The sequence below is a fragment of the Streptomyces sp. NPDC048331 genome (assembly GCF_043201215.1).
GTDB lineage: Bacteria > Actinomycetota > Actinomycetes > Streptomycetales > Streptomycetaceae > Streptomyces.
The window spans coordinates 1-25,905 of sequence record NZ_JBICYT010000066.1; the positions used below are offsets into that span (position 1 = coordinate 1).

Below are 25,905 nucleotides of genomic sequence, written 5' to 3' on the forward strand. Positions count from 1 at the left end.
CACGATCTGGGACCAGATCACCGGCGTCGCCGCCCTGCCCACCGTCGCCTGAGCGAGAACCGACGGCCGGCTCGACCACGCCCTGACACACCGCCCTTGGCCGCGGTGCGGTGTGATCTGGAGGATTTCGCGGCGGAGGTTTTCGAGCCGTTCGCGCGGAATGATCAGCGTCGATGGGGGCAGGTCTACCTGCGCGGGCTGCTGACCGACGGGCAGCGCAAGTCGGTCGAGCCGATGGCCGCCCGGCTCGGGGAGGACGGGAACCGGCAGGCCCTGGCCCACTTCATCACCACCAGCCCGTGGGATCCGGCGCATGTGCGGGCCCGGCTGGCCTGGAAGATGGAAGCAGCGATCCGGCCGAGTGCGCTGATCTTCGATGACACCGGGTTCCTCAAAGACGGCAACGCCTCAGCCTGCGTGTCCCGGCAGTACACCGGCACCGCGGGCAAGGTCACCAACTGCCAGGTGGGCGTCTCGATGCACCTGGCGTCCGACCATGCGTCGGCTGCGGTCAACTGGCGGCTGTTCCTCCCCGAGGTCTGGGATCCCGCCTCACCGAAGGCGGACCCGGCCAAGGTCGCCCGCCGTGCCGGCTGTCAGATTCCCGACGATGTCGGGCATGTGGAGAAGTGGCAGCTGGCCCTGGACATGCTCGACGAGGCCCGCTCGTGGGGGACGGAGGTGCCACTGGCCGTCGCGGACGCCGGATACGGCGACGCCACGGCCTTCCGGCACGGCCTGCAGGCCCGCGGCCTCAACTACGTGGTTGGGATCTCCACCACCCTCTCGGCCCAGCCCGGCGAGGCAGTACCGGTGGCCGAGCCCTACTCCGGGAGCGGACGGCCACCTGCGGCTAAGTACCCCGACAAGCCACAGTCGGTGAAACAGCTGGTCACCGCGGTGGGACGCAACGCGGCGAAGCCGGTGCAATGGCGTGAGGGCTCCCGGCCCGGCACCGGCCGCAGCGGCTTCAAGCGGATGTACTCACGGTTTGTGACCATGCGGATCCGGCCTGCCGGACGCGAGGTCCGCCAGGCCGCCCGCGGCCCGGAGCTGCCCGAGTGCTGGCTCCTGGCTGAGTGGCCCGCCAACCAGGCCGAACCCGTCCAGTTCTGGCTGTCCGACCTGCCTGCCGACACCCCGCTGACCACCCTGGTCCGCCTGGCCAAGCTCCGCTGGCGCATCGAACACGACTACCGCGAGATGAAACAGGCCCTGGGCCTGGCCCACTTCGAGGGCCGCACCTTCAACGGCTGGCACCACCACGTGACCCTGGTCTCGGTCGCGCACGCCTTCTGCACCCTGCAACGGCTGGCCCGAGCCCCAAAAGACACGGCGCCGGCCTGAGCCTCTACCGGACCGTCCGCGAACTACAGGCTCTCCTCGCCACCTGGAACGGCGCCTGCCCCACCTGTCACCGCGACATACCCACACCAACACCAACCTGACCAAGCCCTACTAGTACCGCGTCAGGCAACGCTTTCTCCCTAGACGAGGGTGGACTGCTACCGCACGCAGGAGCCGTCCGGCGTCACGTCCGGGGAACCCATCCCGAAGGAGTACAGGAGGGTCAGCACACAGGCCGCCACGAACAGGGCCACCCATTTGACCTCGGGTTCGGTCTGATCCGGTAGCACCGCCACCAGGACGGTCTGGAAAAGCCCGAGCAGTAGGGTCATGCCGATCCAGGCGAACGGCATGATCATCACAAATCCCGTACGGGTCGGCGCGTCCATGCCGTGCGCACAGTCCGCCCACCTTTGCGATGCCAGAGCGGTTCCCAGCACAGTGCCCGCCACGGCGAGCAGCGGCCCCGTCACGAACCACCCCAAGCCGGGTTCCTTGGCCTCCGTCGATGCCGTCATATGTGCCCGACCTCTCCCTTTCGACTTCACGTACCGGAGCACACACGCCCCCGAACCCCTGCCCGGTTCCCGCGCCCAAAGCGCCATCCCGCTGCCCTTGGCCGCATTACAGGCCGTCTCGACGAACATGCCGAGCTGCATCGCTGAGCACACCGGAGCTAAGAGCTGTCCCGTAAAGATCTTCGAGTCGCCTCGGGCATGCTCGGTCGCCGTGGTCCGCTGGCCTACCCGGCGAGGGCGAGGTTGTGCGGGTCTGTCCAGTAAACGGTGGTTCTGGAGTTGTTAGGGGGTCAGCGGCGGGCGGCTGAGAGTCGGCCGTCGAAGGTGATGTCGAAGGCGTTGAGTGCGGCCTTCCAACGTTGAGTCCAGCGTTTGCGTCCCTGGCCGGTGGGGTCCAGGCTCATGACGGCCATGTAGACGCACTTGATAGCGGCCTGCTCGTTCGGAAAGTGCCCGCGGGCCCGGACGGCCTTGCGAATGCGGGCGTTCACGGACTCGATCGCGTTCGTCGTGCAGACGATCCGCCGTATCTCGGTGTCGAACTGGAGGAACGGCACGAACTCCGCCCAGGCGTTCTCCCACAACCGCACGATCGCGGGATACTTCCGGCCCCAGGCCTCGGAGAACTCCAGGAACCGTGTCGTGGCGGCGTCTTCGGTCGGTGCGGTGTAGACGGGCTTGAGTGCCTTCGAGATCTTGTCCCAGTCCTGCCGGGCCGCGTATCGGAACGATGCCCGCAAGAGGTGAACCACGCAGGTCTGCGTGATCGCCTGCGGCCAGACCGTCCCGATCGCGTCGGGCAGGCCCTTGAGGCCGTCGCAGACGACCATGCAAACGTCTTCGACGCCGCGGTTTTTGATCTCGGTCAGGACCTGGAGCCAGTATTTCGCGCCCTCGCCTCCGTCGCCGGCCCACAGTCCGAGGATCTCCCTCGTGCCTTCGACGGTGACCGCGAGAGCGACATAAATCGGCCGGTTGGCGACCTGTCCGTCCCGCAGCTTCACGTGCACGCAGTCAATGAAGATCACGGGGAACACCGGGTCGAGCGGCCGGTTCTGCCATTCGTTCATGCCTTCGATGACCTTGTCGGTGATCGTGGAGATCGTGGTCTTGGAGACCTCGGCGCCGTAGACATCGGCCAGGTGGGCGGAGATCTCGCCGTGGGTCAGGCCGCGGGCGGACAGCGACAGCACCATCTCGTCGACGCCGGTCAGCCGGCGCTGCCGCTTCTTGACGATCTGCGGCTCGAAGCTGCCCTCCCGGTCCCTGGGCACCTCGAGTACGACCGGGCCGACCTCGGTGATCACGGTCTTGGCCCGGGTTCCGTTGCGGGTGTTCCCGGAGCCGGTCTTCTCGTGCTTCTCATGCCCGAGGTGATCGGTGATCTCGCCTTCCAGGGCGGACTCCAGGATCCTCTTCGTGAGCTGCTGCAGCAGCCCGCCCTGGCCGGTCAGGCTGATCCCGTCGGCCTTGGCCCGGTCCACCAGCTGCCCGATCAACTGGTCATCCAGCACGACCGGATCCAACCTGGCCGGCCGCACTTCTTCCACGGCCTCAGCCGAGACGGTCACGTCTGTCATCAGGTGTCACTTCCTGTTCGAAGATCCACCGTTGACCGTACAGACCCTCACCTGGTTGGCCGTTCGTTAACGGCACCCCTACGACGGCTCCGGGTGAGGTGGACCCGCAGTAGCCCGCCGTCCCGGCCGGTCCATCCGATTGCCCGGGGCACCGCGCGGCGGGCATGCTGCGCGTTCCGGAGAACGAGGGGTGAGCATGTCCGAACAGGACGACGCGACTGCGGCGCAGGCGTCGCTCAGGCAGGCAGTGGAGCAGCTGAGCGGCGACGGGACGGGCGACGATACCCAGGCCGCTCAGGAGGCCGTACAGGCCCTCCACGAGGAGGCTGGGCAGGAGTGGACGCCCGAGCAGGAGACGCAGATCAAGGCCATGGTGGGCAGATCCGCAAGCTGCGGAATCTCAACCGGCCGGGCGGCGGCGGATGGCGTCGGCGACGGGCGTGGCGGGCGCAGGGACGCCTGGCCGACTTGATGGAGGCCAGCGGACCGGAGCTCGCGAAGGAGGCGGAACTGCGGCACTGGAAGAACCACCTGATGGTGGAGCTCCTGGTGGAGTTCGCCGGCGGCGCGATGAAGCCGGACGACACGGCGACGGCGCTGAGCCGGATGGAGACGCTGCACGCCGCGACGTACGAGCAGTTGCAGCAGGCCAGGAAGAAGGCGGCTGACCGGCAGGCCGAAGCCGGCTGACCCGTCGGCAGATGACGAGGGGCCCCGAACCGGCGCGCGGTTCGGGGCCCCTGCCGTGGGCGGGTGATCACAGATCGATTTCGAGCCGCTCCACGTCGGTGAACTCCACGCCCAGGCCGTGGGCCCTGTTGTTGTTGGCGCGGAAGTACATCCGGGCGAGGCCGTCGGCGGCGATCTGCCGGAGCTGGTCCTCGGTCTTGCCCTGCTCCCGTGCGTTGAACAGCTGGTCGGCGAACTCGGGCGGCAGGGCCTGGGTGATGTCGCGGATCCGGGCGTCGTCGGTCGTGCCCGAGGCCGCGGTGAACCCGAACCGGGCGCGGGTGGAGACGACCAGGCCGCCGGTGGAGGCCGCCTTCTTCCTCGCCTTCGCGCGGATCTGCGGCTGCCACCGCTTCTTCACCTCGCGCTCCAGGCGGCCGCGCAGGTCCTGGCGGGGCCGCTTGAGCTTGCCCGACACGTACCGCTCCACCGTGCGCTGGGAGATTCCGAGCGCCTGGGCGGCGGCCTTGGTGCCCTTGAGCTGCTTGACCAGGTACTTCATCTGCGCCTGGGCGGACTGAGGGATGCGGCGGGTGAACGCCCCCTCCAGCGCGCGGTCCAGGCTGTCCCCGAGCGAATCGACCATGACCTGCTACTCCCCTTCTCCGGCGCTCTGGTCGGTCTTGATGAGGTTGGAGATGTTGAAGACACCGCCGCGCTCCTCGAACTGCTGCTCCGCCCACAGGACGGTCTGGGTGCCCTGGTGCTTGACCATCCCGGGCGAGACCCCGAGCCGGAAGCCGCCCGGCACCGGCTTGCCCTCCGGGGTCTGCGGCAGGACGTCCAGCGGGGACGGGCCCGGCGAGGGGTAGACGATCGCGTCCGTGCCGATCGCGACCGGGTACAGGTCGGCGGCGGCCGCGGTCTTCATCAGCTTGCGGTGCAGGCCGGTCCGCTGGGCGGCGAGCACGGCGGCCCGGATGTCGGGGCGCCACGTCCACCGCTCCAGCGCCGGGTAGGGCTCGTAGTACGGCACCTGACCGCGGGAGCGCTGGCGGAGCTTGCCGATCGCGCCCTTCGCCGTGGCCTTGATGGCGGTCTCCAGGAGCGCCATCGTCGGGTCGGTCTGCTTGCGCCGCGCCATCGCCTCGAGGAACTCGGCGTCGGTGAGGTCGGTGGTGACGCCCATGTCGGCCATGGTGTCCACGTAGGCGTCGCGCAGCCGCTTGTACCAGGCGTCCAGGTAGCGGCTGGTCTGGGTGCGGACGTACGCCTCGATCGGCGCGACGTCGAAGCCGAGCTCCACCGCGTAGGCGACGGTCGGGGTGGCGTACCAGGCCGGGCCGGTGGGGGTGTCGCCCTTCGGGGTGAACGGGCTCGGGAGCCGGGAGCCATCGACGGTGCGGCCGTTGACCCGCGCGCGGGAGAGGTCGACGTGGGAGAGGTCGACCAGCCACGAGCCGGGCAGCGCCGGGTCGAACGTCGGATTGTTCTCCAGGTGCGTCGGCCCGTTCAGCCCGACGGTGAGGCTGTTCGCGGCCGCGGCGAAGCTCATGTTGATGTCGACGCAGACGAGGTACGGGTTGGCGCACTCCTCGTCGGTCAGCGGCCGGCACCAGTCGTAGGGCTCCTCCATCAGCATCTCGGCCGGGGTGCGCAGGTGGTGCCGGGCGAACTTGCCCTTGAGGATCGGGTGCTCGTCGGGGACCTCGCACTCCACCACCTCGTACCGGGCCGTGAGTGCGTCGGCGTTGAGCGCGGACTTGAACTCGCCGGTGGCCTTGTCTTTCTCCGCGCGGGTGGGCGGGCGCAGCGCGGTCATCAGCTCCAGGCCGGTCGTCGCCGTGCTGCCGCGTGGGGTCATCACCCGGGCCGCGTACAGGCCGAGGTACTGGACGAGGTCGGCCGGGTGCATCGTCAGCAGCAGCTCCGGGTTGTCCTTGCGGCCCCATTCGCGGACGTCCAGGGCGTTCCAGGGCAGGACGCACAGTTGGACGCAGCGCCGCCGGGAGCCTTCCGGGTCGCGGAACAGCCGCGCCCACGGGCCGAAGCCCCGCTGGGTCATCTGGAGCCCGGCCTTCTCGATCTGCTTGACCACCTTGTGGCCGGAGGGGAGTCGGCCCGCGTTCCGCTCCTGCTCCGACAGGGCGGCGGGCAGGCCGAAGCGTTCCAGCGCGGATGGGGTGAGGACGAGGATCGGGTCGGCGTCGCGGCCGTTGCGGTGCAGGCGGGCCTGCCCGAGGCGGGCTTCGGCCAGCGTCCAGTCGACCAGGGCCGGGATCGTCTTGGCGGGCACGTCCAGGACCAGGCCGCCGACGCAGTACGCCGACACCTGCCCGTCGGCGTCGGCGTCGATGACCGCGAGCGGGCCGTGCTCGAAGCGCGGGTCGACGGCGACCGCCGTCGTGGTCTTCTTCGCCACCGCCTTCTTCGCACCCGGGCGCCGAGACGACGCAGCGGGCGCCGGGGGCGCCGGCGCTTCGGCCGCAGGGGCGGAAGCGGGCGCGGAGCCGGTGAGCTCCTCTGGCGGCATGGGCGCCGGGGTGGACGTGCCGGTGAACGTGGCAGGGACCGCCGGATCCGCTGCTGGCGTGGCCGGGTAGTGGGCCGCCCAGCCGTCCAGGAGACGCTGGTACGCCTGGCGTCGGGGCGGTCGCGGCTCGGAGCGGCCGGACTCCCAGTTCTTGATGGACTGCGTCGTCGTCTGCAGGGCCTGGGCGAGCCGGACCTGGGTGATTCCGGCCGCTTCGCGCAGCCGTGCGCGTTCCGCCGGCGCCGGCATCTCGGGCTCGCCTGCGAGCAGCGCGTCCACGGCCTCGAACAGCTCTTCTTCGGTGGGCATAGGTAACCTCCGCCACCCACCCTACCATTCTTTACCTTTAGATTTGCTGTTTGATTCCCGATAGATTTAACCTCGGCTTTGAATCTGATCACTGGGGAGGGCGGGGTGTCCATGCAGCACGCGGTGCCGGAGGGACTGTCAGAGGCAGAGATACGCCAGATCCTGACCGACGTCCTGCTGCCGACATCGACCGCCGGTGCCGTCCCACAGGACCGGCCTGTCGTCGTGGTCGTCGCCGGTCCGCCCGGCAGCGGCAAGTCCACGGCTGCCGACATCATCCACACCGTGCTCCAGTGCAGAGGGGGAGCGGTGCGGATCGGCAGCGATCTCTACAAGCGGGCCCACCGGAAGTACGAGACGCTGCTGGAACGGGACGTACGGACGGCCGGTGCCGGGGTGCGGCCGGTGACCCGCTGGTGGCAGGCGGAGATCGAGGCGTACGCGCGCGCCGCCCGGCTGGACGTGGTGGTGGAGCTGGCCCTGGCCGACACCGCCGAGGCCCGCGCCGCGTCGGCTCTGTACCGGGCGGCCGGCTACCGGGTCGAGCTGGTCGTCCTGGCGGTGGCCGACGCGGACAGCCAGCTCGGCGTCCTGGAGCGCTTCTTCGGCCCCGAAAGCCGGTACGTCGCCTGGGAGAACCTGGACCACTGTGCCGACGGGCTGCTGACCTCGCTTGAGGTGATCGAGGCCGAGCACCTGGTGGACCGGGTGACCGTGGTCCGCCGCGGTTTGGAGCAGCTCTACGACAACGAGCTCACCGACCACGGCGCGTGGGGCCGGCCTCCAGCCGCGGCCGCGACGGTGCGCGCGGAGCGGTTACGGCCCTGGAGCGCGCCCCGCACCCGCGCCTTCCGGCGGAGCCTGGTGCGCGCCGAGGTCCTGGTCCACGACGAGCGCCTGCCCGCGGACCGCCGCCTGGCCGTCTCCCGCGATGCCGAGCGCGCCGCGGCCGCCGCCGAGCCGGTCCGCCGCATCGCGCACCCGCTCCCCGGCCCGCCGGGCACCGGCTACCACCGGCTCAGCCTGAACCAGCACCGCTGGACGTTCGACGAGCTGATCGCCCCGACCTTCCTGCGCAAGGCCACCTTCCGCCCGGACCCGCTGGTCGTCTACCTGGTCGGCGAGCCGGGCGCACGGCAGTTGGAGGCGCGGCGGATGCTGCGCCGGGCGATGCGGCCGCGCACCGTCGTGGTGGATCCCGACCTGCTGCGCGGCCACCACCCGGACCACTTCCAGCTGATCGACGACACTCCCCGCCTCGCCGATGAACTGGTGCGGCCGGATGCCGAGGACTGGCAGGCCGAGGCCGAGGCGTACGTCCGCGAACGGCGCGGCGACCTGCTCGTCGAGGCCGACTTCACCAGCGCCGCCGACTTCGCCCTGAGCGCGGGCCGGTTCGCCCGGGCCGGCTACCGGATCGAGGTCGTGGTCCTAGCCGCCCGGGCCACCGACAGCCGGCAGCGCACCCTCGTCAGACACGCCCGAGCCCTGGAGCTCGACGTAGTCACGGCGCTCCCCACCCCGGCCGCGCACGCGCGGGCCTGCCGGGTGGCGGCCGACATCGTGGCCGCCGCGGCCACCGACCCGAGCATCAGCGCAGTGCGGGTGATCGACGGCGACCACCGGGCACTGGGCCGGGACCGGTGGGCCGCTTGGGCCCTGGCCGCGGCCCGGCGCCGCCCCTACACCGACGGGGAGGCCGCCGGCTTCCACGCGGTCCAGCGGGCCCTGCACCGGGTGCTGCCCCGGATGCGGGAGGAGATCGCCGGAATCACGGTCCAGGCGCAGCCGCTGATGCCCGCCGCGTGGCGGGCCCGGGTGGTGGAGCACCGCAGCGGCCCTGCCCGGCTGCCGCTGCCCGCGGCCGGCTGGCTCAGCTGCCGGTGAGTTCCTTGAGCCGGGCGGCGTAGGCCACGGCGATCTGCACCGTCTCGTCTTCGTCGGCGTCCTCGAGCCGGTCGAGGTCCTCCACGGCCTGGTCCCGACCTGCCCGCAGTCCGTCGACGGTCTCCGCGTCCGCGCCGCTCTCGCGGGCTTCGGTGAGGCGGGCGTTGTACCAGCGGAACACCTCCTTCACCGTCTGCTCGGCCTGCTCTGCGTCTCCACCGGTCTGGTGGAGCGGCTGGGGCGTGGGGTCTTCGGGGGTGAGGGGGCCGGTCACGGCGGTACCACCTTGGTCGTGCTGACGTACTTGACCAGCCAATTCTCCCTGACGCACCTTCACAGCCCGCAGGGCGGGAATAGGTTGAGGGGACAGGAGACGATCACCAGGGGGAGTCATGGCGGGACGGGATCTGCGGGCGCTGTTCAGCACCAACGACCGGCAGGTGGAGGCCGGTGAGGCGTTCACGAACCGGCAGGGTCAGTGGCAGATCGTCCAGGCCGCCCTGGTCGAGCACCTGGCCCGCATCACCGCCCCCGGTTTCACGGTGGAGGATCTCGAAGCCCCGCGGAACAACATCCTGGTCATGCACGGGGTCGGGGGGATCGGGAAGACGACGCTGTCGCGGACCCTGGAGGCGGCCCTCGCCGGCGCCGAGGGCCGTCCGGCCCGCTGGGGCGAGCCTGTCTGGCCCGCCCGGCCCGCGCTCCTGCCTGTGCGGATCGACCTCGCCCGGTCCGCCGGCGTCGACTTCGAACGCGTCGTCCTCACACTCCGCCTCGCCCTCGCCGCCCGCCTGAACCGGCCGCTGCCCGCCTTCGACATCGCGCTGCGCCGCTACTGGGAGCACCAGCACCCCGGCGAACCGTTGGAGGAGTACCTGCGCCGCGGCGGACTCGCCGCAAAGTTCGGCAAGGCCCTGCCGCAGCAGATGCAGTCCGCGCTCAGCGATGTCGCCCAGGCCCTGCTGCTGCCCGGCACCATCGGCAGCGCAATCGGCTCTCTCACCGGCGCCCTGACCACCGCACTCCGCGAGCGCCGCCAGACCGTCCGGGCCCTGGCCGGCTGCGCCCGGCTCGCCGACCTCCTGGATGTCGAGCCCGACGTCGACGCGCTCTCCTACTACCCGCACCTGCTGGCCTGGGAGCTCACCCAGCTCCCCGCCGAACAGGCTGTGGCGCCGGTCATCCTGCTGGACACCTTCGAGGACACCGGCACCCGTACCGACCGCGACCTCGAACGGCTCCTGCAGCGCCTGGTGTGGCTGATGCCGAACGCGTTCTTCATCGTCACCGGCCGAGGCCGCCTGCAATGGGCCGACCCCGCGCTGGAGGGCCAGCTCGACTGGACCGGCCCCACCGCCTGGCCCGGGCTCGTCGGCCAGGCCGTCCCCGGCCCCCGCACCGCCGGCACCCCGACCGGCACCGGCCAGGTCCTCATCGGCGATTTCTCCCCCGAGGACTGCTCCAACTACCTCGCACGGCGCCTGACCCGCGACGGCCAGCCCCTCATCGACACCGACCTGCGCACGGTGATCGCCGAACGCTCCCACGGCCTGCCCCTCTACCTCGACCTCGCCGTCCTGCGCTTCCTCGAACTCCGCCGAGCCGGCCGCACGCCCGCGGCCGCGGACTTCGGCACCGACTTCCCGGCCCTGCTCACCCGCACCCTGGCCGACCTCACCCCCGACGAGCGCCACCTCCTGCGCGCCGTCAGCCTGCTGGACGCCTTCGACCTGCCCGTGGCCACCGCTGCCGCCGGCCTGTCCCACCTGTCCGCGGCCGCCCGCCTGGTGGAGCGGCCCTTCGTCCGGCACGACCCCTTCGCGCTGTGGCCCTACCACCTGCATGCCCTGATCCGCTCCACCCTGCGAACCGCGGACGACGCCACCGACGACCGCTGGACCGAAACCGACTGGCAGCGCGCAGCCACCCGCGCGCTGGCCGCGCTCGGCGCGCAGTGGCAGACCAGCAACGGGCCGGACCGGCGCCTGCTGGTCGGCTGCCTGCGCCAGGGCCTCGCCCTGGCCCGCGACCACCACCTTGACCTCGGCTGGCTCACCGACGCCGCCTGGGCCTACACCGACGACTCGGTGTGGGAACCCCTCCCCCTGCCTGTCCGGGACGGCCGCGAGGACGAACTCGCCACCGCCGGCGACGCCCTGGCCGAGCTCCTGTCCGCGCTGGCACGGCGCCAGCACGAGCACCGATCCGTGACCGCCTCCCGGCTCACCCGCGTCCTCGACACTGGCCTGCTGCCCGCCGAGCTCACCGAGATGGCCCTCTACTACCGGGCCAAGGCGCACCGTGACCTCGGCCAGAACGACACCTCCCGCGACGGCATGCGCCAGGTCGCCGACGGCGGCGGCCGGCTCGCCCCCGCCGCAGCCCGCGGGCTCGCCCACCTTGCCCGCGCCACCGGCGACTTCCCCACAGCCCTCTCCACCGCCCGCACGCTCGGCTGGCCCGGCCGCGGGAACCGGGTCCTCGGCGACATCCACTTCGCCCACGGCGACATGCACCAGGCCGCCACCGCCTTCACCACCGCCCGCACCGAGGCCGAACAGCACGGCAACACCGGCGAGCAGGCCATCGCCCAGGCCCACCTCGCCCTCGCGTACGCCTTCACCGACCCCGACCAGGCCGACGACGAGATCGCCCTCGCCGAGCAGCTCCTGGCCGGACTCGACCAGCGCGCCACCACTCTCACCGTCAAGGTCGCTGCCCTCGCCCGCGAGGCCGGCGCACTCGCCGACCTCGACGGCGCCCGCGCCCTGCGCACCGAGATCCGCGCAGCAGGAATCACCTCGGCCGAGGCCGTCCTCGAGCTCGCCATCGCCCTGCACCACGCCGTCCTCGGCGAACACAACAAGGTCCGCACCGTCACCGAACGCCTGCGCTGGCTCGCGGAACGCGGCGACTACGCCTACTACGCCGACATCGCCCACTACATGGCCGGCCTGCCCGCCTCCTCCCCCACCACCTGGCTGGACGGCCCGGCCGCCGTTCAGGCCCGGTGGCGGCAGCTCGTGCAGGACCGGCAGACCCGCATCAGCGAGCATCGGTGACACTGCACTGCAGGGCCACGGGCGGGGTGCAACGCACCTGAGCACAGCCGTGTGAGGGCCGGTTTCCACAGGTCAGAGCCGCAACGCGGGGTCTGTTGCAGTCGGGGTGTTGCACCCGCGTTGCACGCCGTGTTGCACCCGGATCGGCGCTGCCCGGTGTCCTGTGACAGCGATCATGGACCGATTGCCATCGAAGTTGAACCGACGCCGGTTTGTGACAGCGAAGATGGACCGCCGCAGGTCAGCACGCCGCAGGAACCTCTGCCGAAGCGGTGGCCCAGCACGCTGTCGGTCCCTCAGCGACATCCTGATCGTCCTCCTCTGTCCTCTGTCAGGTGTTCTTGACCGATTGACACGCGATCTCGACTGGTCGGCGGGACCCAGTGGGTCGGGCAGGGAGAACTTCGACCCGGCAAGCGGGTGGCCGGTTCTCGCCCGCGCCCCGTGATCCGGCGGTTGCCTGGGTTCTGACGGGAAAGGGATCTGCCGCCGGAGCTGCGCCGCACTCCGGCCGGAGTTCCGCGGCCGGGCTGCGGACCATGAGCTGAGGGATGTGCTGATGGCCACGGGAGTTGTGAAGGTCTTCAACAGTGAGAAGGGCTTCGGGTTCATCCAGCCGGACGACGGCGGGAAGGACGTGTTCGTCCACTACCAGGCCATCCGGTCCGAAGGGTTCAAGGACCTGGTGGAGGGCGACCGTGTCAGCTACGACATCGAGCAGGGACAGAAGGGCCCGGCAGCAGCCAATGTCATGAAGTTGTAGCCGGAGCTCCGGCACTGCCACACACCGGCGGGGCGGTCACCACGTGCCGCCCCGCCGGTCAGGACCGGATGACAATCGGTCAAGATCCCCTGTCAGAGGACATCCTCGGTGATGACCCCCGCCGCCCGCGGTCTCTCGCGACGGCAGCAGATGGCCCTTGACCTGCGGCGGTCCATCTTCACTGTCACGAACTGCGTTCGGTCCACTTCGATGGCAATCGGTCCAGGTCCGGTGACACAGGACACCCGGCATGGTGACGGTGCCCGGCCCGAGCTGGCTGCCCGGCTGACGCCGGCTATGCGGCGCCGTCAATCCGGAGCTCGCGGTCAGGCCCGCAGAAGGGGCACGCCTCGATGCCGTCGGCCAGGAGACGGAGGGCCTCGTGCCGGGTGATCTCCTTGCCGTGGCCGTCGGGGCAGTGGCCGACGTGGACGCGGAAGGGGCGGGGACCGTAGCCGGTGCGGTGCACTTCGAGCTTCCAGTCAGGTACCCGTGGCGCCGGCCTGCGGGCGGTGGCGACGGCCTCCTGCTGTTCCAGACGGGCCAGGGCCTCACGGGTCTGACCCAGCTGCCACTCCAGCCAGCCCACGACCGCCCGGTGCCGGGCGATCTGCTCCGCAAGATTTTCGTTCACATGTTCTATTTTAGGGTGGCGGCTGGCTCGGCTCCGGCCGGGCCGCGCGATCAAGCGCGGCGGCGGTCGGCCGCCTTCTTCACGGTCTTCTTCTTGGCGGGGAGGTCGTGGACGGTGGCCTCGGCCTCGCCCCGGGCTTCCCGTGCCTTCTGCACGGAAGCCTCCAGGGCGGCCATGAGGTCGATCACCGGGGCGGGTGCCTCGGGAGGCTGTGTGCGCTGGCCCTGGGCCTTGGCCGCAAGGAGGTCCTCCACAGCGTCGCGGTAGTTGTCGCGGATTCCTTCGAGGGTGTCGTTGGTCATCGCGTCGGCGAGGGCGACGGCGGCCTGGACCTCGTCCTCGGTGACGTCCACGGTGGGAGCGGGGACGTCGGCCTGGCGGATCTCGTCCGGCCACCGGAGGCCGTGGAGGACCAGGACGTCGCCGACCACACGCAGCAGCCCGAGTCGTTCACGCTGGTGGAAGGCGAATTTGGCGACCGCGACGCGGCTGGTGCGGCTGAGTGCTTCGCGTAGGAGGACGTACGGCCGTGCCGCGATGGGGTCGGGGGCTGCCAGGTAGTAGGCGCCGGCCCCGAAGGCGGCAGGGTTGATGGAGGCCGCGGGGACGAAGCTGCCGATCTCGATCGCCTTGGCGGTGGGCAGGGGGAGGGCGTCGAGTTCGGAGTCGCTGACGGGGATCGTGCCGGTGGAGGTCTCGTAGCCGCGGCCGATCTCGTCGAGGCCGACGGGCTCGCCGTCGAGTTCGCAGACCTTGAGGTTGCGGACGCGGCCGATGAGTCCGCCTTCGTGCTGGTGGATCTGCCGGAAGTGCACGGCGTGGCGCTCGGTCGCGGGCACCACGGACACCGGAACGCTGACCAGCCCGAACGAGATCGCTCCCTTCCACAAAGCCTTCACGGCTCAGGCCCAGGACTCAGGTCCGGTGCCCTGCCAGTCGAAGAGGGCCTCGTCGGTCAGGTCGACGTCCTCGGCGTCGCCCATGCCTGCCCGGTAGAGGAACTCCCGGACGTCCCGCTCGCTGCTCGCGCGGCCGAGTTCCTCGCGCCGGTAGGTCACCAGGCGGCGGCCCCTCTCGTCGGGAGGGTGGATGGTCACTCTGGACTCGGCCATGGCTCCAGACTCGCGGCCGACGCTCGGGGACGCACGCGGGCCGTGTCCGGTTGGGTCCAGGCCGCCGAATTCGTCGGCCCGGGGCGGCCCCGGTCGACCCGATACTCACGCCGGGACGCTCCTGACGAGCCCCGGGCAGAGCTGTGGCCTCGATCGCCGCGGCCTGGCGGCGGCGATCGGCGCGGACGGCGTTCCGTCGCGTTGATGGATGAGGACGGCTCCGGCGTGCGCCTGACCGAGCATTCGACCGCTGAGCCGCCACCGTTGCCGAAGACCGACAGTGTTGCAGAGCATCACTCTGGCAACGGTCAACACCACCAGGGTCTTGACCAGCAGGGATGCGCTGCCAGCAAGGGATCAAGCTGGCGCAACGGGATCCTTGTGTCGCCTCGGTTTCCCGATCACGTACTGCAACATCCGGCAAGGCATCCATTCTGGTTCTCCCTCCCGCACTCTGCCGGGCGGGCACCAAGTCCCGTTGCTACTGGACGGGTTGGACGAACGGAGAACTCGATGGACCGTCCCTTGTTGTCACTGAGGTCGACCCTGGTGTTTCTGCTGGCTCTCCTCGCGGGCACGGCGGCAGGTGGGCTGACCGCTATCACGGGGGAAGGTAACGCGCGCAGCCTGCTCGCGGGCCTTGCCGTCGCGGGCCTGGCGGTGCCCTTCTTCAACCGCCTCATCGACACCGAGGGCACCGCGGCTCAGCCGACGCCCCCCGCAGGTAACGTCAGCAAGGCCGAGAGGGAGAGCAATGGGTGAGCTGCGGCCTCTGGGCGACGACCTCAACGATGCCTCTCGCGCCCTGGCCGAGGCGCTGCGCGAGCTGTTCGAGGGGCTATGTGTATCGGTCCGTCGATACGCAGCGCGGCGCCAGCGTGACCCGGGAACGTTCTCGCGCTATCTGAATGGCACCCGGTTACCTCCGTGGCAGGTGATCAGTGACCTCTTCGCTGATGTCGCCGAGCACCGTGGCACCGCGGTGACCGCCGAGGCCATCGAGTTCGTACGAGGCTTGTACGGATCGGCCGTGGATGCTTCCTCCTCACCCAAACACGCGGTGGAGCTCCTGGAGCAGCAGCTGGCCGACGCGGACCGAGTCTCCCGGCGGTCCAGCGTCCGCGGTGATGTACTCGGCGACGCACTGCTGGACCGGACACAGCGCATCGCAGACCTTGAGACGCGGCTCAGTCAGCTTGAGGCAGACCGCATCGCGGAGCGGAGGCGGGCGGACGAACTCGCGGCAGTGCACCCCGACATCTCCGGCCTCCTCCAGGAGCGCAACGCTCTGCAGATGGAAGTCGAGCGGCTCGGAGCGGACCTCAGGGAGGCACGGGCCCAGCGCGCCGCCGCGGAGGACCGCTGCAATCTGCTCGAACGCCAGCTGGATGCCGTCGAGGAGGCCACGGCAGGCGCGCAGCCTGCCGTGGCACGGACCATGCCCAAGATTCTGGTTGTCGACGACCAGCCGAACAACCTGCTCGCGATGACCGCGGTTCTGGCAACGCTCGATCAGGAGCTCGTTACGGTTTCCTCCGGGCGGGAAGCGCTCAAGGCACTCCTCGACTACGACGACTTCGCGGTCATCATCTTGGATGTGCAGATGCCGGAGATGGACGGCTATGAGACCTGCGCTCACATCAAGCGCCGCCCGAGGACCCGGGACATCCCGATCATCTTCCTGACTGCGATGGGCGTTGACTCCGAACACTCCGCCCGTGGGTACGCAGCTGGCGCCGTCGACTACATCAGCAAGCCCTTCGACCCCTGGGCCCTACGCGCCAAGGTCGCCGTGTTCACCTCCATCTACTTGGAGCGACACGGCCAGTAGGCAACAACATCCGACGCCTGGGCCAAGGCCGCGCTCCTCGGTACGCGCCGCTGGCCAGCGTGATGGCGGTGGCCAGCGGCGCAGGGCGGCGGCGTGGGTGACCTCGGCTCGGAGGCCTCAGGGGCGTCCTCTGGGCTACTGGGCCGGTACGTAGGCGAGAGTCGTGTTCGGGCAGTCGGCGGCGTAGCGCAGGAGTGCTTCCTTCTCGGCGGGGTCGACGGACAGTCCCCATCGCTTCTTCGTGGCGACCCATTCGCCGAGGTAGCGGCAGTGCACTGACTCGATCGGCATCCACGTGCTCGGGTCCTGGTCGGACTTCTGGCGGTTGGAGCGGGCGCTGACCGCGATCAGGCTGATCTCGGATCCGAGGTCGTTGGCGTAGCGTCGGCGCTTCTCCGTGGTCCACCCGTACGCGCCGGAGTCGTGGGCCTCGGCAAGCGGTACAAGGTGGTCGATGTCGATCTTGCCGGGGCCGGACCCCTCGATGAGGGTGTCATCGTAGTAGGAGTGCCAGACGCCGCCGGTCAGCTTGCAGCCCGGACCAACGGTCGGAGCCTCGATCGCCTCCGCGATGAGGACGTCCTTGTCGGCGTTGCAGCCGTTCTTGTCGTCATCCTTCCAGTGCGGGTAGAGCTCGCGCTTGTAGCCGGCGCGGACCTCCTCAGCCACCGGCAGATAGGCGATCGCATCCAGGAGCGTTGCCTCGTCGGCCTGGGCGGGAGCCGCCGGAGCAAGGACCGCGCATGTCAGAGCAGCGGCCGTGAGTACCCGTCGAACGTTTTTGATCATGGAGCCGGTTCTACCGGCACCGGCGAAAGTAACTGGCGCCCGATCCGGCCAACTCACCCTGAAGGGGGGAACGATTCACCGGAGAAACGCCACTTCACGTCTCTACGTCAGGCTTGGGGCGGGGCTTTCGAAGGCGGGTGAGTTCCTCCTCGTCCGGGCTGTCTACCACGGGCCACGCTCCGGCTCACGGCGATCGGAGGCGGGGGTGGCCACCAGTGTCGTCCAGACCGTCACCCGGTCGCCGCCGGGCAACTGGTGCCGCACGACGACGGACCAGCCGCAGCCGCACGGCATGCGGGAACCATGCTCGGCCGGGGCAAGAGTCCCCTCGCGTCCCACTCGCCCGCGAGAAGCCTTTCCCCAGGCCCGGTACTCGGCGAACACCACGGGGGTCACGCCGGCCACGGCCGAGATGAACCCGACCACGTCCAGGGCTGTCAATTCACGCTCCAGTTCGTTCGAGAGCAACGCATCCACGTCACACCTCCCTTACGGAGTGGAGGGCCTCAACTTTCCTGCCGCCCGAAGGCGATCGGAACCGATGCATATCGATCGGATCCTGTGCGATCCCGCTCGACCGAGGTGCACTGCGGAGCGCATCCGCCGGTCCGAGTCCGCCCGGCATCGGCTGGCCGCCCGGGTCGCAACAGGACCACCGATCGATGTCACCCGGCACGTCCGTGCCCCATTCGACGGATCCCGGTACGCGGGCACCCGGCGCGCGGCAGCCTGGACGTGGCGAACCGGCCGATGGGTCGGCCCGTACGGGCGCTCGCGGGAAGGGGTTGAACGTGGTGGACAGGGTGCTGGAGGCGTTGGGGGCGGCGCACGAGGGGTCGGTGGGGGTGCTGCTGGCCGACGGCGTCGAGCCGGGGCCGGTCTACTTCGACGTGGGAAGCGGCCCTCATGTGCCGTCTTCGCGCGCGTGGCACGCCTACGACGGCCGGTACGGCAGGCCGCGGGCTGCGGTCCTGCGGGGCAGCTGCTCGTGCGGGTGGCGGGGGCCGGCCGAGTACCCGCTCGACTGGACCGTACTGCCCCACGACAAGCCCCTCTACGAGGTGGATGTCGACCTGTCGGGGCCGGTCGCGGACTACGAGGCTCACGTGTCGGTGATCCGGGACGCGGCCGTGCCGCTGCCCGTGGAGGTCACCGGCCTCCTCACCGACCTCGTCCGTGTCCTCGACGGCCTGGCTGTCGACGAGCCGCTGGTCGCGTTGAAGGCCCTCGCCGACGCGCGGTACGTCATCGCCCGGACCGGCCAGGACGCCGTCTGCGAACTCGCCGCCCGGGACGTGCCGCTCGATGAGGTCGCGACCGCCCTCGGTACGAGCGAGTCCGCGGCCCGCAGATACCTCAACGACTACCTCCACCCCTGACCCCCGGCCGCCACCCGGGGGTCAGTGCAGCAGCGGATCCCGCCTTCGGAGTGCAGGCCCTTCCATCCACACACGAGCCGGCTGAGGTCAGAAGGCGACGGGAACGCGCAGGCCGACGGCGACAGCCGCACGCCGGCACCCCGCGCGAACCGCGGCCAGCTCGGCCCGCACATCCATCCCCGACCGCTCGTCGGCGGCCACGACGACCCTGGCAGCCGCCGTGTGCAGTTCGGCCCGCGCGAGCACACCGTCACCGGGGAGCACCGTGAGCTCGGCGGCGTCCGCGACCGCTGCGACCAACCGTGCCACCTCCGCCGGACCGGACACCGTCCCGTGGACGTGAACGCCGAGCAGCCGGGGCGCCCAACCTTCGAGGGCGCCCCGGATCTGCTCGCACAACCCGCCGATCCCCGCGTGCGGGCCGTCGGGCGCTGTACCGGCGCTCATCTCCCCATGGTCACCGCCACCACCGACAACACCCCTAGGGCAGGGCTCGACGGCCCCGCCCAGGCCGGAGCGTGCGGGGTCGTCACCTGTGACGTGGTGCTGGCCCTGCGGCTACGCCCGGCTCATGGGGCGGGGGTGAACTCGACGGCGGTGTCGCCGCAGCCGGCCGCGATGTCCAGCAGCCGCTCCTGCTCCGCCTCGTCGACCGCGAGGCCCCAGCGGAGTTTCGTCGCGGTCCACTCGGCGCCGTACCTGCACAGTGCTTCCGGCGCCAGCGGCAGCCACTCCGCCGGATCCTGGTCCGCCTTCGACCGGTTCGAACGCGCCGTCACTGCCACCAGCGAGGTCGCCTGGCCCTGGTCGTTCGCGTATGCCTCCCGCCGCGCCGCCGTCCACGCCGAGGCCCCGGAGTCCCAGGCCTCGGCGAGCGGGACCATGTGGTCGATGTCCAGCGCCCCGGCCGGCGTCACCTCCCGCTCGTCGTAGTACGACCACCAGGTCCCACCGGTCAGGGTGCAGCCCGGCCCGATCTCCGGATACTCGACCGCCTCGGCCAGGAGGACCTCGGCGCGGGTGTTGCAGCCGTCGGCCGGGATGTCGCCAGAGTTCCAGTGCCGGAAGGAGGTCCGCTGGTAACCGGTCCGGTCCTCGGTGGCGAGCGGCAGCGCCGACACCGCGACGCCGATCGGTAGCACCTGCGGCACGACGGGCGCGGCCGGCACCGGGGCGGCGGCTTGTTCGGCCGCGTGTGCGGCCGTGGGCAGGGACAGGGCCAGGGTGAAAGCGGCGGTCACGACAGCGGACCGCTTCAAGATCACCATGGCCTGGTTGTACCGTCCGCCGCACCGTCAGCAACAGGCCACCCGGCCCGGTTCACCCGCCCGCGCACCCGATTCACCGGCGAAACGCCACTGCACCCCGACCCGCCCCGTCGGTCGGCGGCCGCACCCGGGCCTTCCCCCAATGCCGCGGGGCGGCTGCCGGCGGTGCCGGACAGTCTCAGCGTTCCAGGAGACCAGTTCGCTGTCGGGCCGACGCGTGGAGGAGTTCAGGTTGGCGGCGGCCGGCACTGGACGGCCTGGCGCTGCTCCGTCGTCGTTGTGGTGATCGAAGGAGTTGCAGGCGCGGGTAGAGCTGTCCGGATGGAGAGGGCCGAGCTGCTTACGTGCGCGCCTGCCAGCGTGCCTAAGCGGGTGGGGCGATCATGATTTCGGTTCCAAGGCTGTTCTTGCGGGTGTCCTTGTACATGGTGGTCTCGCCGTCGCTCCAGCGGATGATGAGGTCGTTGGTGAGTCCGTCACCCGTGTACTGGCCGGTGGTCATGATGACGCTGTGGGTCCAGGTCTTGTTGGGGCCGTGGATGGGCTGCTCGCTGCCGAGGCCGCCGGTGGTGGTGCCGACGTAGTTGTTGAGCGCGCCGCTGGACCAGCGGACCATGAGGTCCCACTTCTGGTTGCCGGAGTACTGCCCTGCGGTCAGCAGGGTGGCGTCCTTCCAGGTGCTGTTGGGGTCCTTGAGCTTGTACTCCTGGCCCATGGTGCCGGCGCTGACGTTGGTGAAGAGGCTGAGTTCGCCGTCGGACCAGCGCACCATGAGGTCGGTGACGTAGGTGGTGGCGTTGAAGCGGCCGGCGGCGATCTGGGTGGCGTGGCTCCAGATGGATCCTGAAGGCGCCATCTCGATTCCGGCGCCGAGGCCGTTGGAGCCGACGTCGCCGTGCAGGGTCATCCTGCCGTCGTCCCAGCGGACCATGAGGTCGAACTCACCGGTGCCGGTGAAGTCGCCGGCGGTGATGGTGGCGACCGGCTTCCACCCGGCGTTGGGTGCCAGGAGCTGCCGTTCGGGACGGAAGCCGCCATTGCCGTCACCGGGGTAGAGGGTGGCTTCGCCGTCGGTCCAGATGACGAGCAGGTCGCTGTGACCCGTGCCGGAGAAGTTTCCGGAGGCTATCTGCTTGGCGTGCTTCCACGTCTCGCCGCTTCCCGGCAGAACCGGACCGTCCGTCGGAGGCTGGTAGGTACCGCGATGGACGTTCTTCGGTCCGATGCCGTTGTTGGCATCGTTGTAGAGGTCCTGGGCATCCTTGCCGTAGAGCGGTGAGTACGAGATCGAGTCGACGTCGCCGCCACCGCCCATGCCTCCGACGTTCCCGATCACCTCGCCTGTCCTGGCCGCAGCGTTGTATCCCCTGATCCAAGGACCGCCGGAGACACCGCTGTAGTAGCCGCCGCACTCCATCTGCATCTGCCGGAACCCATAGAGTCGACGGGGGTCTGTCAAAAGAACGGTGTAACTCAGGTTGTTGGAGTTACTGGCGGGCTGCGGAGAGTCGGCCGTCGAAGGTGATGTCGAAGGCGTTCAGCGCGGTCTTCCAGCGCATCGTCCAGCGGGCCTGTCCCTTGCCGGTGGGGTCGAGGGACATGATCGCCATGTAGACGCACTTCAGGGCGGCCTGCTCGTTCGGGAAGTGGCCGCGTGCCTTGACCGCCCGCCGGATCCGGGCGTTGACGGATTCGATCGCGTTGGTGGTGCAGACGATGCGGCGGATCTCGGTGTCGAAGCGGAGGAACGGGGTGAACTCCTCCCAGGCGTTCTCCCAGAGCCGCACGATCGCCGGGTACTTCTTGCCCCACGCGTCGGCGAACTCGGCGAACCGCTCGAGTGCCGCGTCTTCGGTCGCCGCGGTGTAGACGGGCTTGAGGAGCTTGGCGATCTTGTCCCAGTCCTGGCGGGCGGCATAGCGGAAGGAGTTCCGCAGCAGGTGGACCACGCAGGTCTGGACGGTGGTGCGGGGCCAGACTGTCTCGACCGCGTCGGGCAGGCCCTTGAGCCCGTCGCGGACCAGCATGAGGACGTCGTTCACGCCGCGGTTCTTGATCTCGGTGAGGATGTGCATCCAGTGCTTGGCGCCCTCGCCGCCGTCGCCGGCCCAGAGCCCGAGGATGTCCCGCCGGCCCTCCGCGGTCACGGCCAGGGCGACATAGATGGGCCGGTTGGCGACCGCGCCGTCGCGGACCTTCACGTGGATCGCGTCGATGAAGATCACGGGATAGACGGCGTCGAGGGGCCGGTTCTGCCATTCGGCCATGCCGTCGAGGACCTTGTCCGTGATGGTGGAGATCGTCTGGCGGCATACCTCGGCCCCATAGACCTCGGCCAGGTGGGCCTGGACCTCACCGGTCGTCAGGCCCTTCGCGGACAGCGAGATGACCATCTCGTCCACGCCCGACAAACGCTTCTGCCGCTTCTTGACGATCTTCGGCTCGAAGGAACCCTCGCGGTCGCGGGGCACGGCTATCTCCACCGGGCCGACGTCGGTCAGCACGATCTTGGCCCGGGTGCCGTTCCGTGAGTTACCGCCGTTCTTCCCGGCCGGATCGTGCTTGTCATAGCCGAGATGGTCGGTGATCTCCCCCTCCAGAGCGGACTCCAGGAGCCGCTTGGTCAACTGCTGGAGCAGCCCGCCCTCACCGGTCAGCTGAAGACCCTCGGCCTGAGCCCGGCCGACCAGCTCGTCAATCAGCCGATCGTCCACAGACTTCGACGGCGCCGCCTCAGACTCGACGGGCTCGACCTCGGTCACATTGTTGCTGGTCATCGATGCATCTTCCATGATCGGGAGTTACACCGAACGTTTTACAGTCCCGTGGGCTGACGCGCAGGTCCATCGCGCGATGGCGCTGGTCGGGTGCCTGCGCGTATTCGTGGACAGTGATCGGCCGGATCCGGCCACTGTTCAGGAAGATCCAGCAGGGTGCGACGGTGGCCGGTAATTTCGGTCCGATTTGAGACCTCCGCTCGCGGTGGCGGATGGGCCGGGCGGCGCGGGCGGGGGAGCTGTGGGCAGTACGGAGCGCGAGCTGAACCAAGAGCATCAGGTCCTTCGTCAAACGCTCGGCGAGCGCCACGCGCGGGTGGTGCGGCTGGACCAGGACGACGTGGCGTTCGATGCGGAGTACGGGCAGCTGGTCGCGGAGGCCAGGCGGCTCATCGACTTCGAGCGCCAGCTGCCGGCCCGGCTGGCCGAGCCGAAGCGCGAGCGCAGCGAGCAATTCGTGCGGTGGTCCTGGCGCGCGGAGGCCGGGGTGGCCGCCGTATTGATCGCGGCCGTGTTCATCCTGGGCAACACGGCCTGGTGGCTGGTGCTCCTCGTGCCGCATCTGCTGGCCACCCTGGGCGGCTGCACGATCAAGGTCACCGCCGCCCGGCACGCCGTACAGACCAAGGTCGCAGCCGGCCTGCATGTCCTGTGCCTGCTGGTCACTCTGGTGACCCTGGGCGTGCTCTCGGCGTGGTTCATCATCGCCATCCTGGTCGGCTGGCTTGTGATCGGTGTGGCTTCGGACAGTACCGAGGCACCCAAGGGGCGGACCCTGTGACCGGCGAATACGACCACCAGATCAGGGGCCTGGACAACAGGGTCGACTCCCTGGAAAGCGATCTGAGCAGCCTCAGCGGGAAGTTCGGATACACCGAAGACCTCGACTACGAACTTCGCGATATCCGCAGCGATGTCAGCAACGCCGAGACCAAGCTCGAAGAACTCGACACCGAGCTCCAGGACCACGTCCAGGACACCGACCGGGCAGTGAAACGGCTGGTCGTCCAGGTCCAGCTTCTGGAGGGACAGCTACTAGCTGCGGGCGGGGCCCAGCACGCTGATCTGGACACGTTCACCGACGAGCAGCGGAAGCGGGCCTGCGCGGTCCGCCTGGGCTGGGAGGCCCGCAGCGCTCTGCTCGGCGAGTACGAGCAGATGGGGCATCACCAGCGGGTACAGCGGTTCGGGGCGCTGGTCGCGCAGCATCAGGAGCACCGTGCCGAGGTGATCGCCGCGGTGGGCAGGCTCATCGGCTCCGCCGCCACCCGCGAACGTGCGGAGGCAGCGACGGAGCTCGAACGAGCCCTGGGGCAGGAGCAGCGGTCGAGCCTCGACCTGGACCGGCAGACCGAGCTGCTGGCGGAGGCGAAGAGGGCCCTGGCAGCTGACGCGCAAGTCCGGGCGGAGAAGCAGGGCGTGATCGCGGCAGGGGACAAGGCCGAACAGAAACTGTTGCTGGCACTGCGGAGCCGGCTGACGGACGCGGTCAGCACGCGGGCCCTGCCACCGGTGTGGTTCACCACGGTCCTCGGGTCGGCTCCGCCCGCCGCCAAAACCCAGAAGTGGGTGGAGACGGCGACCGCGGTGCTGCTGTACCGGCTGCTGTACGGGGTCACGGATGCCGTGGTGGCTCTTGGGGAGAAGCCGTCCGGTCGCACGGGTCGCCGCGCGGAGTGGTACGAGCAGCTGGCCAAGGACCTGCGGCCCTGGTAGCGAGGGGGATACGCGTGCGCGATGACAGGCGACAGATCCAGACGGCGGTCCTAGGAGGCGCGGACTCGGACGATCCGTTGATGCTGCCGCTGGAGGCGATCGAACTGGACGCCTTCCGGCAGCGGCACGAGCACGACACGTTCTGGTGCGGGCTGCTCCTGGGCGGCTGCGGCGTCCAGCTGACGACGAAGCTGTACACCGACCGCGTCTGCCACTTCGCCCACCACCCGGGTGCGGACACACCGTCGCACCGGTGCGGCCGACGTGCCCGCGGGGTGGCGAGCGCGGACCACCTGTACGTGAAGGCCGCGGCCGCCGCCTGGCTCCGCACGGCCGGCCACCCCGGGGACCTGGTGCACTTCGACTTCGCCCGGCCGGACGGAGCAGAGATCGGGTCGGTCCTCGACATCCGGTTCAAGGAGCGCGGGCTGCGCGTGCACCTGGACCAGGCGGTCGCGCCGGTCTGGGATGAGGACGGTCGTGAGCCCGTGCTGGGGGTGTCGGTACCCGTGGACCGGGACACCTTGATCGACCGCTGGTACATCCACCGGATTCGCCTCGACAGCGTCGGGACCAGCCGGCAGGTCCGCATCGGCACGGAAGCCTTCATGCGGCCCACCGAATGGTTCGAACTCGAGGAGTGCGAGATGACCGGGCGCGGGCTCACCACCCCGGCGGTCGAACGGCTCGTCCAAAGCCGCAGCACCCGCCCGGTCTCCAGGCGCTCCACGGAGCAGGCACGGAAGGCCCCGGCCCCCCAGGCCCGCGTGGAGCTCTTGCTGCGCAAGCTGGGGGAGGCCCAGAAGCTGGGGTCGGTGCTCGTCGTCACCCAGATCAGCGGCGAGATCGCTGCCGTGACGGGACTGGACGAGCAGGGCCAGGCCCAGTCGCGTGCCGCTGTTGCCGGCGCCCAGGTCTGGCTGAAGGAACAGGCTGCGGTCCGCGAGGAGCTGTTCGGCAGCCTTCGCGATGCTGTCGAGGCACGCAATGTAGAGGCGGTGCGCACGTTGTTGGTGACGGCGAACGCGACCGCGAGTCACGCCCGCACTGGCGAGGAGACCGCCATCGCTGCTGCGGCCGGTGCGCTGCTGACTGCCGATGCGCAGGAGCGGCACGAGGAGATCATGGCGGCCGAGCGGGATGCCGAGCGGGCTCGGCGGGCAGCTGAGCGTGTACGCGCGCTCCTGTCAGCCCTGCGGCGCCCACCCGTCGGACTCCGCTCGCAACGGCGGGCCTGGATCCGGAGTTCGGTCCAGAAGCTGCTGCTCGCCGCCGAGCAGGCCGACAGTGTCCTCAGCGCCCGGGAGCGGGAGCATGTGGAGTCGTGGAAGACGCGTAGCGGTCTCGACGGGGTGCCGGCAAAGCCCGGCCACCTGGCCGCCGACGGGCGACGGGCGACGGGCGACGGGCGACGGGTTCATGATGTCGCGTGCCCCGCCTGCGGTGCTGGACCCGGAGTGCGTTGCGAGACGCCTCGCGGCTATCACCCGTCCCGGATCGCCAGGCTGAGGCGCTCACCCTGATCCAGGCTCCGCCCGCTGCGCACGACTGCGGGCACGGAGATCTACTCCCGCCCTGACCTGGACCACAAGAATCTTGAGACAACGGCGGCACCAGCCACCGCCCACGGAGGGGAAGACATGAGGACGGCCCGGGAACTGCTGCCTGACGGAACGATCGGGCGAACTGTGTCCGCAGAGGAGATCGGTCCCGACCCGGAGCCCTTCAGGC

The 25,905-nt window shown here is 70.1% G+C and carries 26 protein-coding genes; 12 read left to right on the forward strand and 14 right to left on the reverse strand.

What is annotated here, in order from left to right; genetic code table 11:
* Nucleotides 1-96 precede the first annotated feature (96 nt).
* On the forward strand, nt 97-1,347 hold the full coding sequence (locus ACGFYY_RS40415; RefSeq protein WP_393717353.1) for an IS701 family transposase: 1,251 nt from the start codon (nt 97-99) through the stop codon (nt 1,345-1,347).
* A gap of 158 nt (nt 1,348-1,505) precedes the next feature.
* Here ACGFYY_RS40415 and ACGFYY_RS40420 read toward each other — a convergent pair whose 3' ends face one another.
* Nucleotides 1,506-1,865, reverse strand: coding sequence for a hypothetical protein (locus ACGFYY_RS40420; protein ID WP_393717355.1), 360 nt, complete (start codon nt 1,863-1,865; stop codon nt 1,506-1,508).
* Nucleotides 1,866-2,155: 290 nt separating this feature from the next.
* Nucleotides 2,156-3,436, reverse strand: a complete 1,281-nt coding sequence (locus ACGFYY_RS40425) for an IS256 family transposase (RefSeq protein WP_393717401.1) — start codon at nt 3,434-3,436, stop codon at nt 2,156-2,158.
* A gap of 205 nt (nt 3,437-3,641) precedes the next feature.
* Between ACGFYY_RS40425 and ACGFYY_RS40430 the strand changes: the two genes are divergently transcribed.
* Complete coding sequence (locus ACGFYY_RS40430) at nt 3,642-3,917, forward strand: hypothetical protein (RefSeq protein WP_393717357.1); 276 nt, start codon at nt 3,642-3,644, stop codon at nt 3,915-3,917.
* Nucleotides 3,917-4,135 (forward strand): hypothetical protein, encoded by a 219-nt coding sequence (locus ACGFYY_RS40435; RefSeq protein ID WP_393717359.1) that lies wholly within the window; start codon nt 3,917-3,919, stop codon nt 4,133-4,135. Before ACGFYY_RS40430 ends, ACGFYY_RS40435 begins: the two co-directional genes overlap by 1 nt.
* A gap of 67 nt (nt 4,136-4,202) precedes the next feature.
* Here the strand turns inward: ACGFYY_RS40435 and tpg are convergent, their stop codons facing one another.
* Both tpg and tap read right to left on the reverse strand, forming a co-directional pair.
* On the reverse strand, nt 4,203-4,760 hold the full coding sequence (gene tpg / locus ACGFYY_RS40440; RefSeq protein WP_393717361.1) for a telomere-protecting terminal protein Tpg: 558 nt from the start codon (nt 4,758-4,760) through the stop codon (nt 4,203-4,205).
* A gap of 6 nt (nt 4,761-4,766) precedes the next feature.
* The gene (gene tap, locus ACGFYY_RS40445; protein ID WP_393717363.1) at nt 4,767-6,956 is read right to left on the reverse strand and encodes a telomere-associated protein Tap; all 2,190 of its coding nucleotides are present in this window, start codon (nt 6,954-6,956) and stop codon (nt 4,767-4,769) included.
* A gap of 111 nt (nt 6,957-7,067) precedes the next feature.
* On the opposite strand from tap, the gene ACGFYY_RS40450 reads away from it, so the two are divergent.
* Entirely contained in the window at nt 7,068-8,843 is a 1,776-nt protein-coding gene (locus ACGFYY_RS40450; protein ID WP_393717403.1) for a zeta toxin family protein, read from the forward strand.
* Here ACGFYY_RS40450 and ACGFYY_RS40455 read toward each other — a convergent pair.
* Nucleotides 8,830-9,117, reverse strand: a complete 288-nt coding sequence (locus ACGFYY_RS40455; protein WP_393717365.1) for a hypothetical protein — start codon at nt 9,115-9,117, stop codon at nt 8,830-8,832. The two genes, ACGFYY_RS40450 and ACGFYY_RS40455, sit on opposite strands and share 14 nt — an antisense overlap.
* A gap of 118 nt (nt 9,118-9,235) precedes the next feature.
* Here ACGFYY_RS40455 and ACGFYY_RS40460 point away from each other — a divergent pair, with 118 nt between their 5' ends.
* Together ACGFYY_RS40460 and ACGFYY_RS40465 are read left to right on the forward strand one after the other, a co-directional pair.
* Complete coding sequence (locus ACGFYY_RS40460) at nt 9,236-11,905, forward strand: ATP/GTP-binding protein (RefSeq protein ID WP_393717367.1); 2,670 nt, start codon at nt 9,236-9,238, stop codon at nt 11,903-11,905.
* A gap of 559 nt (nt 11,906-12,464) precedes the next feature.
* On the forward strand, nt 12,465-12,668 hold the full coding sequence (locus ACGFYY_RS40465) for a cold-shock protein (RefSeq protein ID WP_393717369.1): 204 nt from the start codon (nt 12,465-12,467) through the stop codon (nt 12,666-12,668).
* 295 nt (nt 12,669-12,963) lie between these two features.
* Here the strand turns inward: ACGFYY_RS40465 and ACGFYY_RS40470 are convergent, their stop codons facing one another.
* The 3 genes from ACGFYY_RS40470 to ACGFYY_RS40480 are packed head-to-tail and all read right to left on the reverse strand — an operon-like array spanning nt 12,964 to nt 14,414.
* Complete coding sequence (locus ACGFYY_RS40470; RefSeq protein WP_393717371.1) at nt 12,964-13,302, reverse strand: DUF6233 domain-containing protein; 339 nt, start codon at nt 13,300-13,302, stop codon at nt 12,964-12,966.
* A 50-nt stretch (nt 13,303-13,352) separates the two neighbouring features.
* Nucleotides 13,353-14,201, reverse strand: a complete 849-nt coding sequence (locus ACGFYY_RS40475; RefSeq protein ID WP_393717373.1) for a Ku protein — start codon at nt 14,199-14,201, stop codon at nt 13,353-13,355.
* A 3-nt stretch (nt 14,202-14,204) separates the two neighbouring features.
* Nucleotides 14,205-14,414: a hypothetical protein gene (locus ACGFYY_RS40480; RefSeq protein ID WP_393717375.1), complete on the reverse strand. Its 210-nt coding sequence runs from the start codon at nt 14,412-14,414 to the stop codon at nt 14,205-14,207.
* Nucleotides 14,415-14,927: 513 nt separating this feature from the next.
* Between ACGFYY_RS40480 and ACGFYY_RS40485 the strand changes: the two genes are divergently transcribed.
* Entirely contained in the window at nt 14,928-15,176 is a 249-nt protein-coding gene (locus tag ACGFYY_RS40485; RefSeq protein ID WP_393717377.1) for a hypothetical protein, read from the forward strand.
* A complete protein-coding gene (locus tag ACGFYY_RS40490) occupies nt 15,169-16,245 on the forward strand; it encodes a response regulator (protein ID WP_393717379.1) in 1,077 nt (358 codons plus the stop codon). The genes ACGFYY_RS40485 and ACGFYY_RS40490 overlap by 8 nt, the downstream gene beginning before the upstream one ends.
* A gap of 135 nt (nt 16,246-16,380) precedes the next feature.
* Here ACGFYY_RS40490 and ACGFYY_RS40495 read toward each other — a convergent pair whose 3' ends face one another.
* The gene (locus ACGFYY_RS40495; protein WP_393717381.1) at nt 16,381-17,034 is read right to left on the reverse strand and encodes an HNH endonuclease family protein; all 654 of its coding nucleotides are present in this window, start codon (nt 17,032-17,034) and stop codon (nt 16,381-16,383) included.
* A 162-nt stretch (nt 17,035-17,196) separates the two neighbouring features.
* A complete protein-coding gene (locus ACGFYY_RS40500; RefSeq protein ID WP_393717383.1) occupies nt 17,197-17,511 on the reverse strand; it encodes a hypothetical protein in 315 nt (104 codons plus the stop codon).
* A 314-nt stretch (nt 17,512-17,825) separates the two neighbouring features.
* Here ACGFYY_RS40500 and ACGFYY_RS40505 point away from each other — a divergent pair, with 314 nt between their 5' ends.
* A complete protein-coding gene (locus ACGFYY_RS40505; protein ID WP_393717385.1) occupies nt 17,826-18,413 on the forward strand; it encodes a hypothetical protein in 588 nt (195 codons plus the stop codon).
* Nucleotides 18,414-18,500: 87 nt separating this feature from the next.
* On the opposite strand, the gene ACGFYY_RS40510 is transcribed toward ACGFYY_RS40505, so the two are convergent.
* The 4 genes from ACGFYY_RS40510 to ACGFYY_RS40525 form a co-directional block, all read right to left on the reverse strand.
* Nucleotides 18,501-18,860 (reverse strand): hypothetical protein, encoded by a 360-nt coding sequence (locus ACGFYY_RS40510; protein ID WP_393717387.1) that lies wholly within the window; start codon nt 18,858-18,860, stop codon nt 18,501-18,503.
* Nucleotides 18,861-18,982: 122 nt separating this feature from the next.
* Complete coding sequence (locus ACGFYY_RS40515; protein ID WP_393717389.1) at nt 18,983-19,681, reverse strand: HNH endonuclease family protein; 699 nt, start codon at nt 19,679-19,681, stop codon at nt 18,983-18,985.
* A 364-nt stretch (nt 19,682-20,045) separates the two neighbouring features.
* Nucleotides 20,046-21,017, reverse strand: coding sequence for an FG-GAP-like repeat-containing protein (locus ACGFYY_RS40520; RefSeq protein WP_393717391.1), 972 nt, complete (start codon nt 21,015-21,017; stop codon nt 20,046-20,048).
* A 151-nt stretch (nt 21,018-21,168) separates the two neighbouring features.
* On the reverse strand, nt 21,169-22,458 hold the full coding sequence (locus ACGFYY_RS40525; protein WP_393717393.1) for an IS256 family transposase: 1,290 nt from the start codon (nt 22,456-22,458) through the stop codon (nt 21,169-21,171).
* Between the two features lie 241 nt (nt 22,459-22,699).
* Between ACGFYY_RS40525 and ACGFYY_RS40530 the strand changes: the two genes are divergently transcribed.
* Genes ACGFYY_RS40530 through ACGFYY_RS40540 form a run of 3 tightly spaced genes read left to right on the forward strand, consistent with a single transcriptional unit; the run spans nt 22,700 to nt 25,697 of the window.
* The gene (locus ACGFYY_RS40530; RefSeq protein WP_393717395.1) at nt 22,700-23,239 is read left to right on the forward strand and encodes a hypothetical protein; all 540 of its coding nucleotides are present in this window, start codon (nt 22,700-22,702) and stop codon (nt 23,237-23,239) included.
* The gene (locus ACGFYY_RS40535) at nt 23,236-24,174 is read left to right on the forward strand and encodes a hypothetical protein (protein ID WP_393717397.1); all 939 of its coding nucleotides are present in this window, start codon (nt 23,236-23,238) and stop codon (nt 24,172-24,174) included. Before ACGFYY_RS40530 ends, ACGFYY_RS40535 begins: the two co-directional genes overlap by 4 nt.
* 14 nt (nt 24,175-24,188) lie before the next feature.
* Nucleotides 24,189-25,697: a hypothetical protein gene (locus ACGFYY_RS40540; protein ID WP_393717399.1), complete on the forward strand. Its 1,509-nt coding sequence runs from the start codon at nt 24,189-24,191 to the stop codon at nt 25,695-25,697.
* Nucleotides 25,698-25,905: the final 208 nt, after the last annotated feature.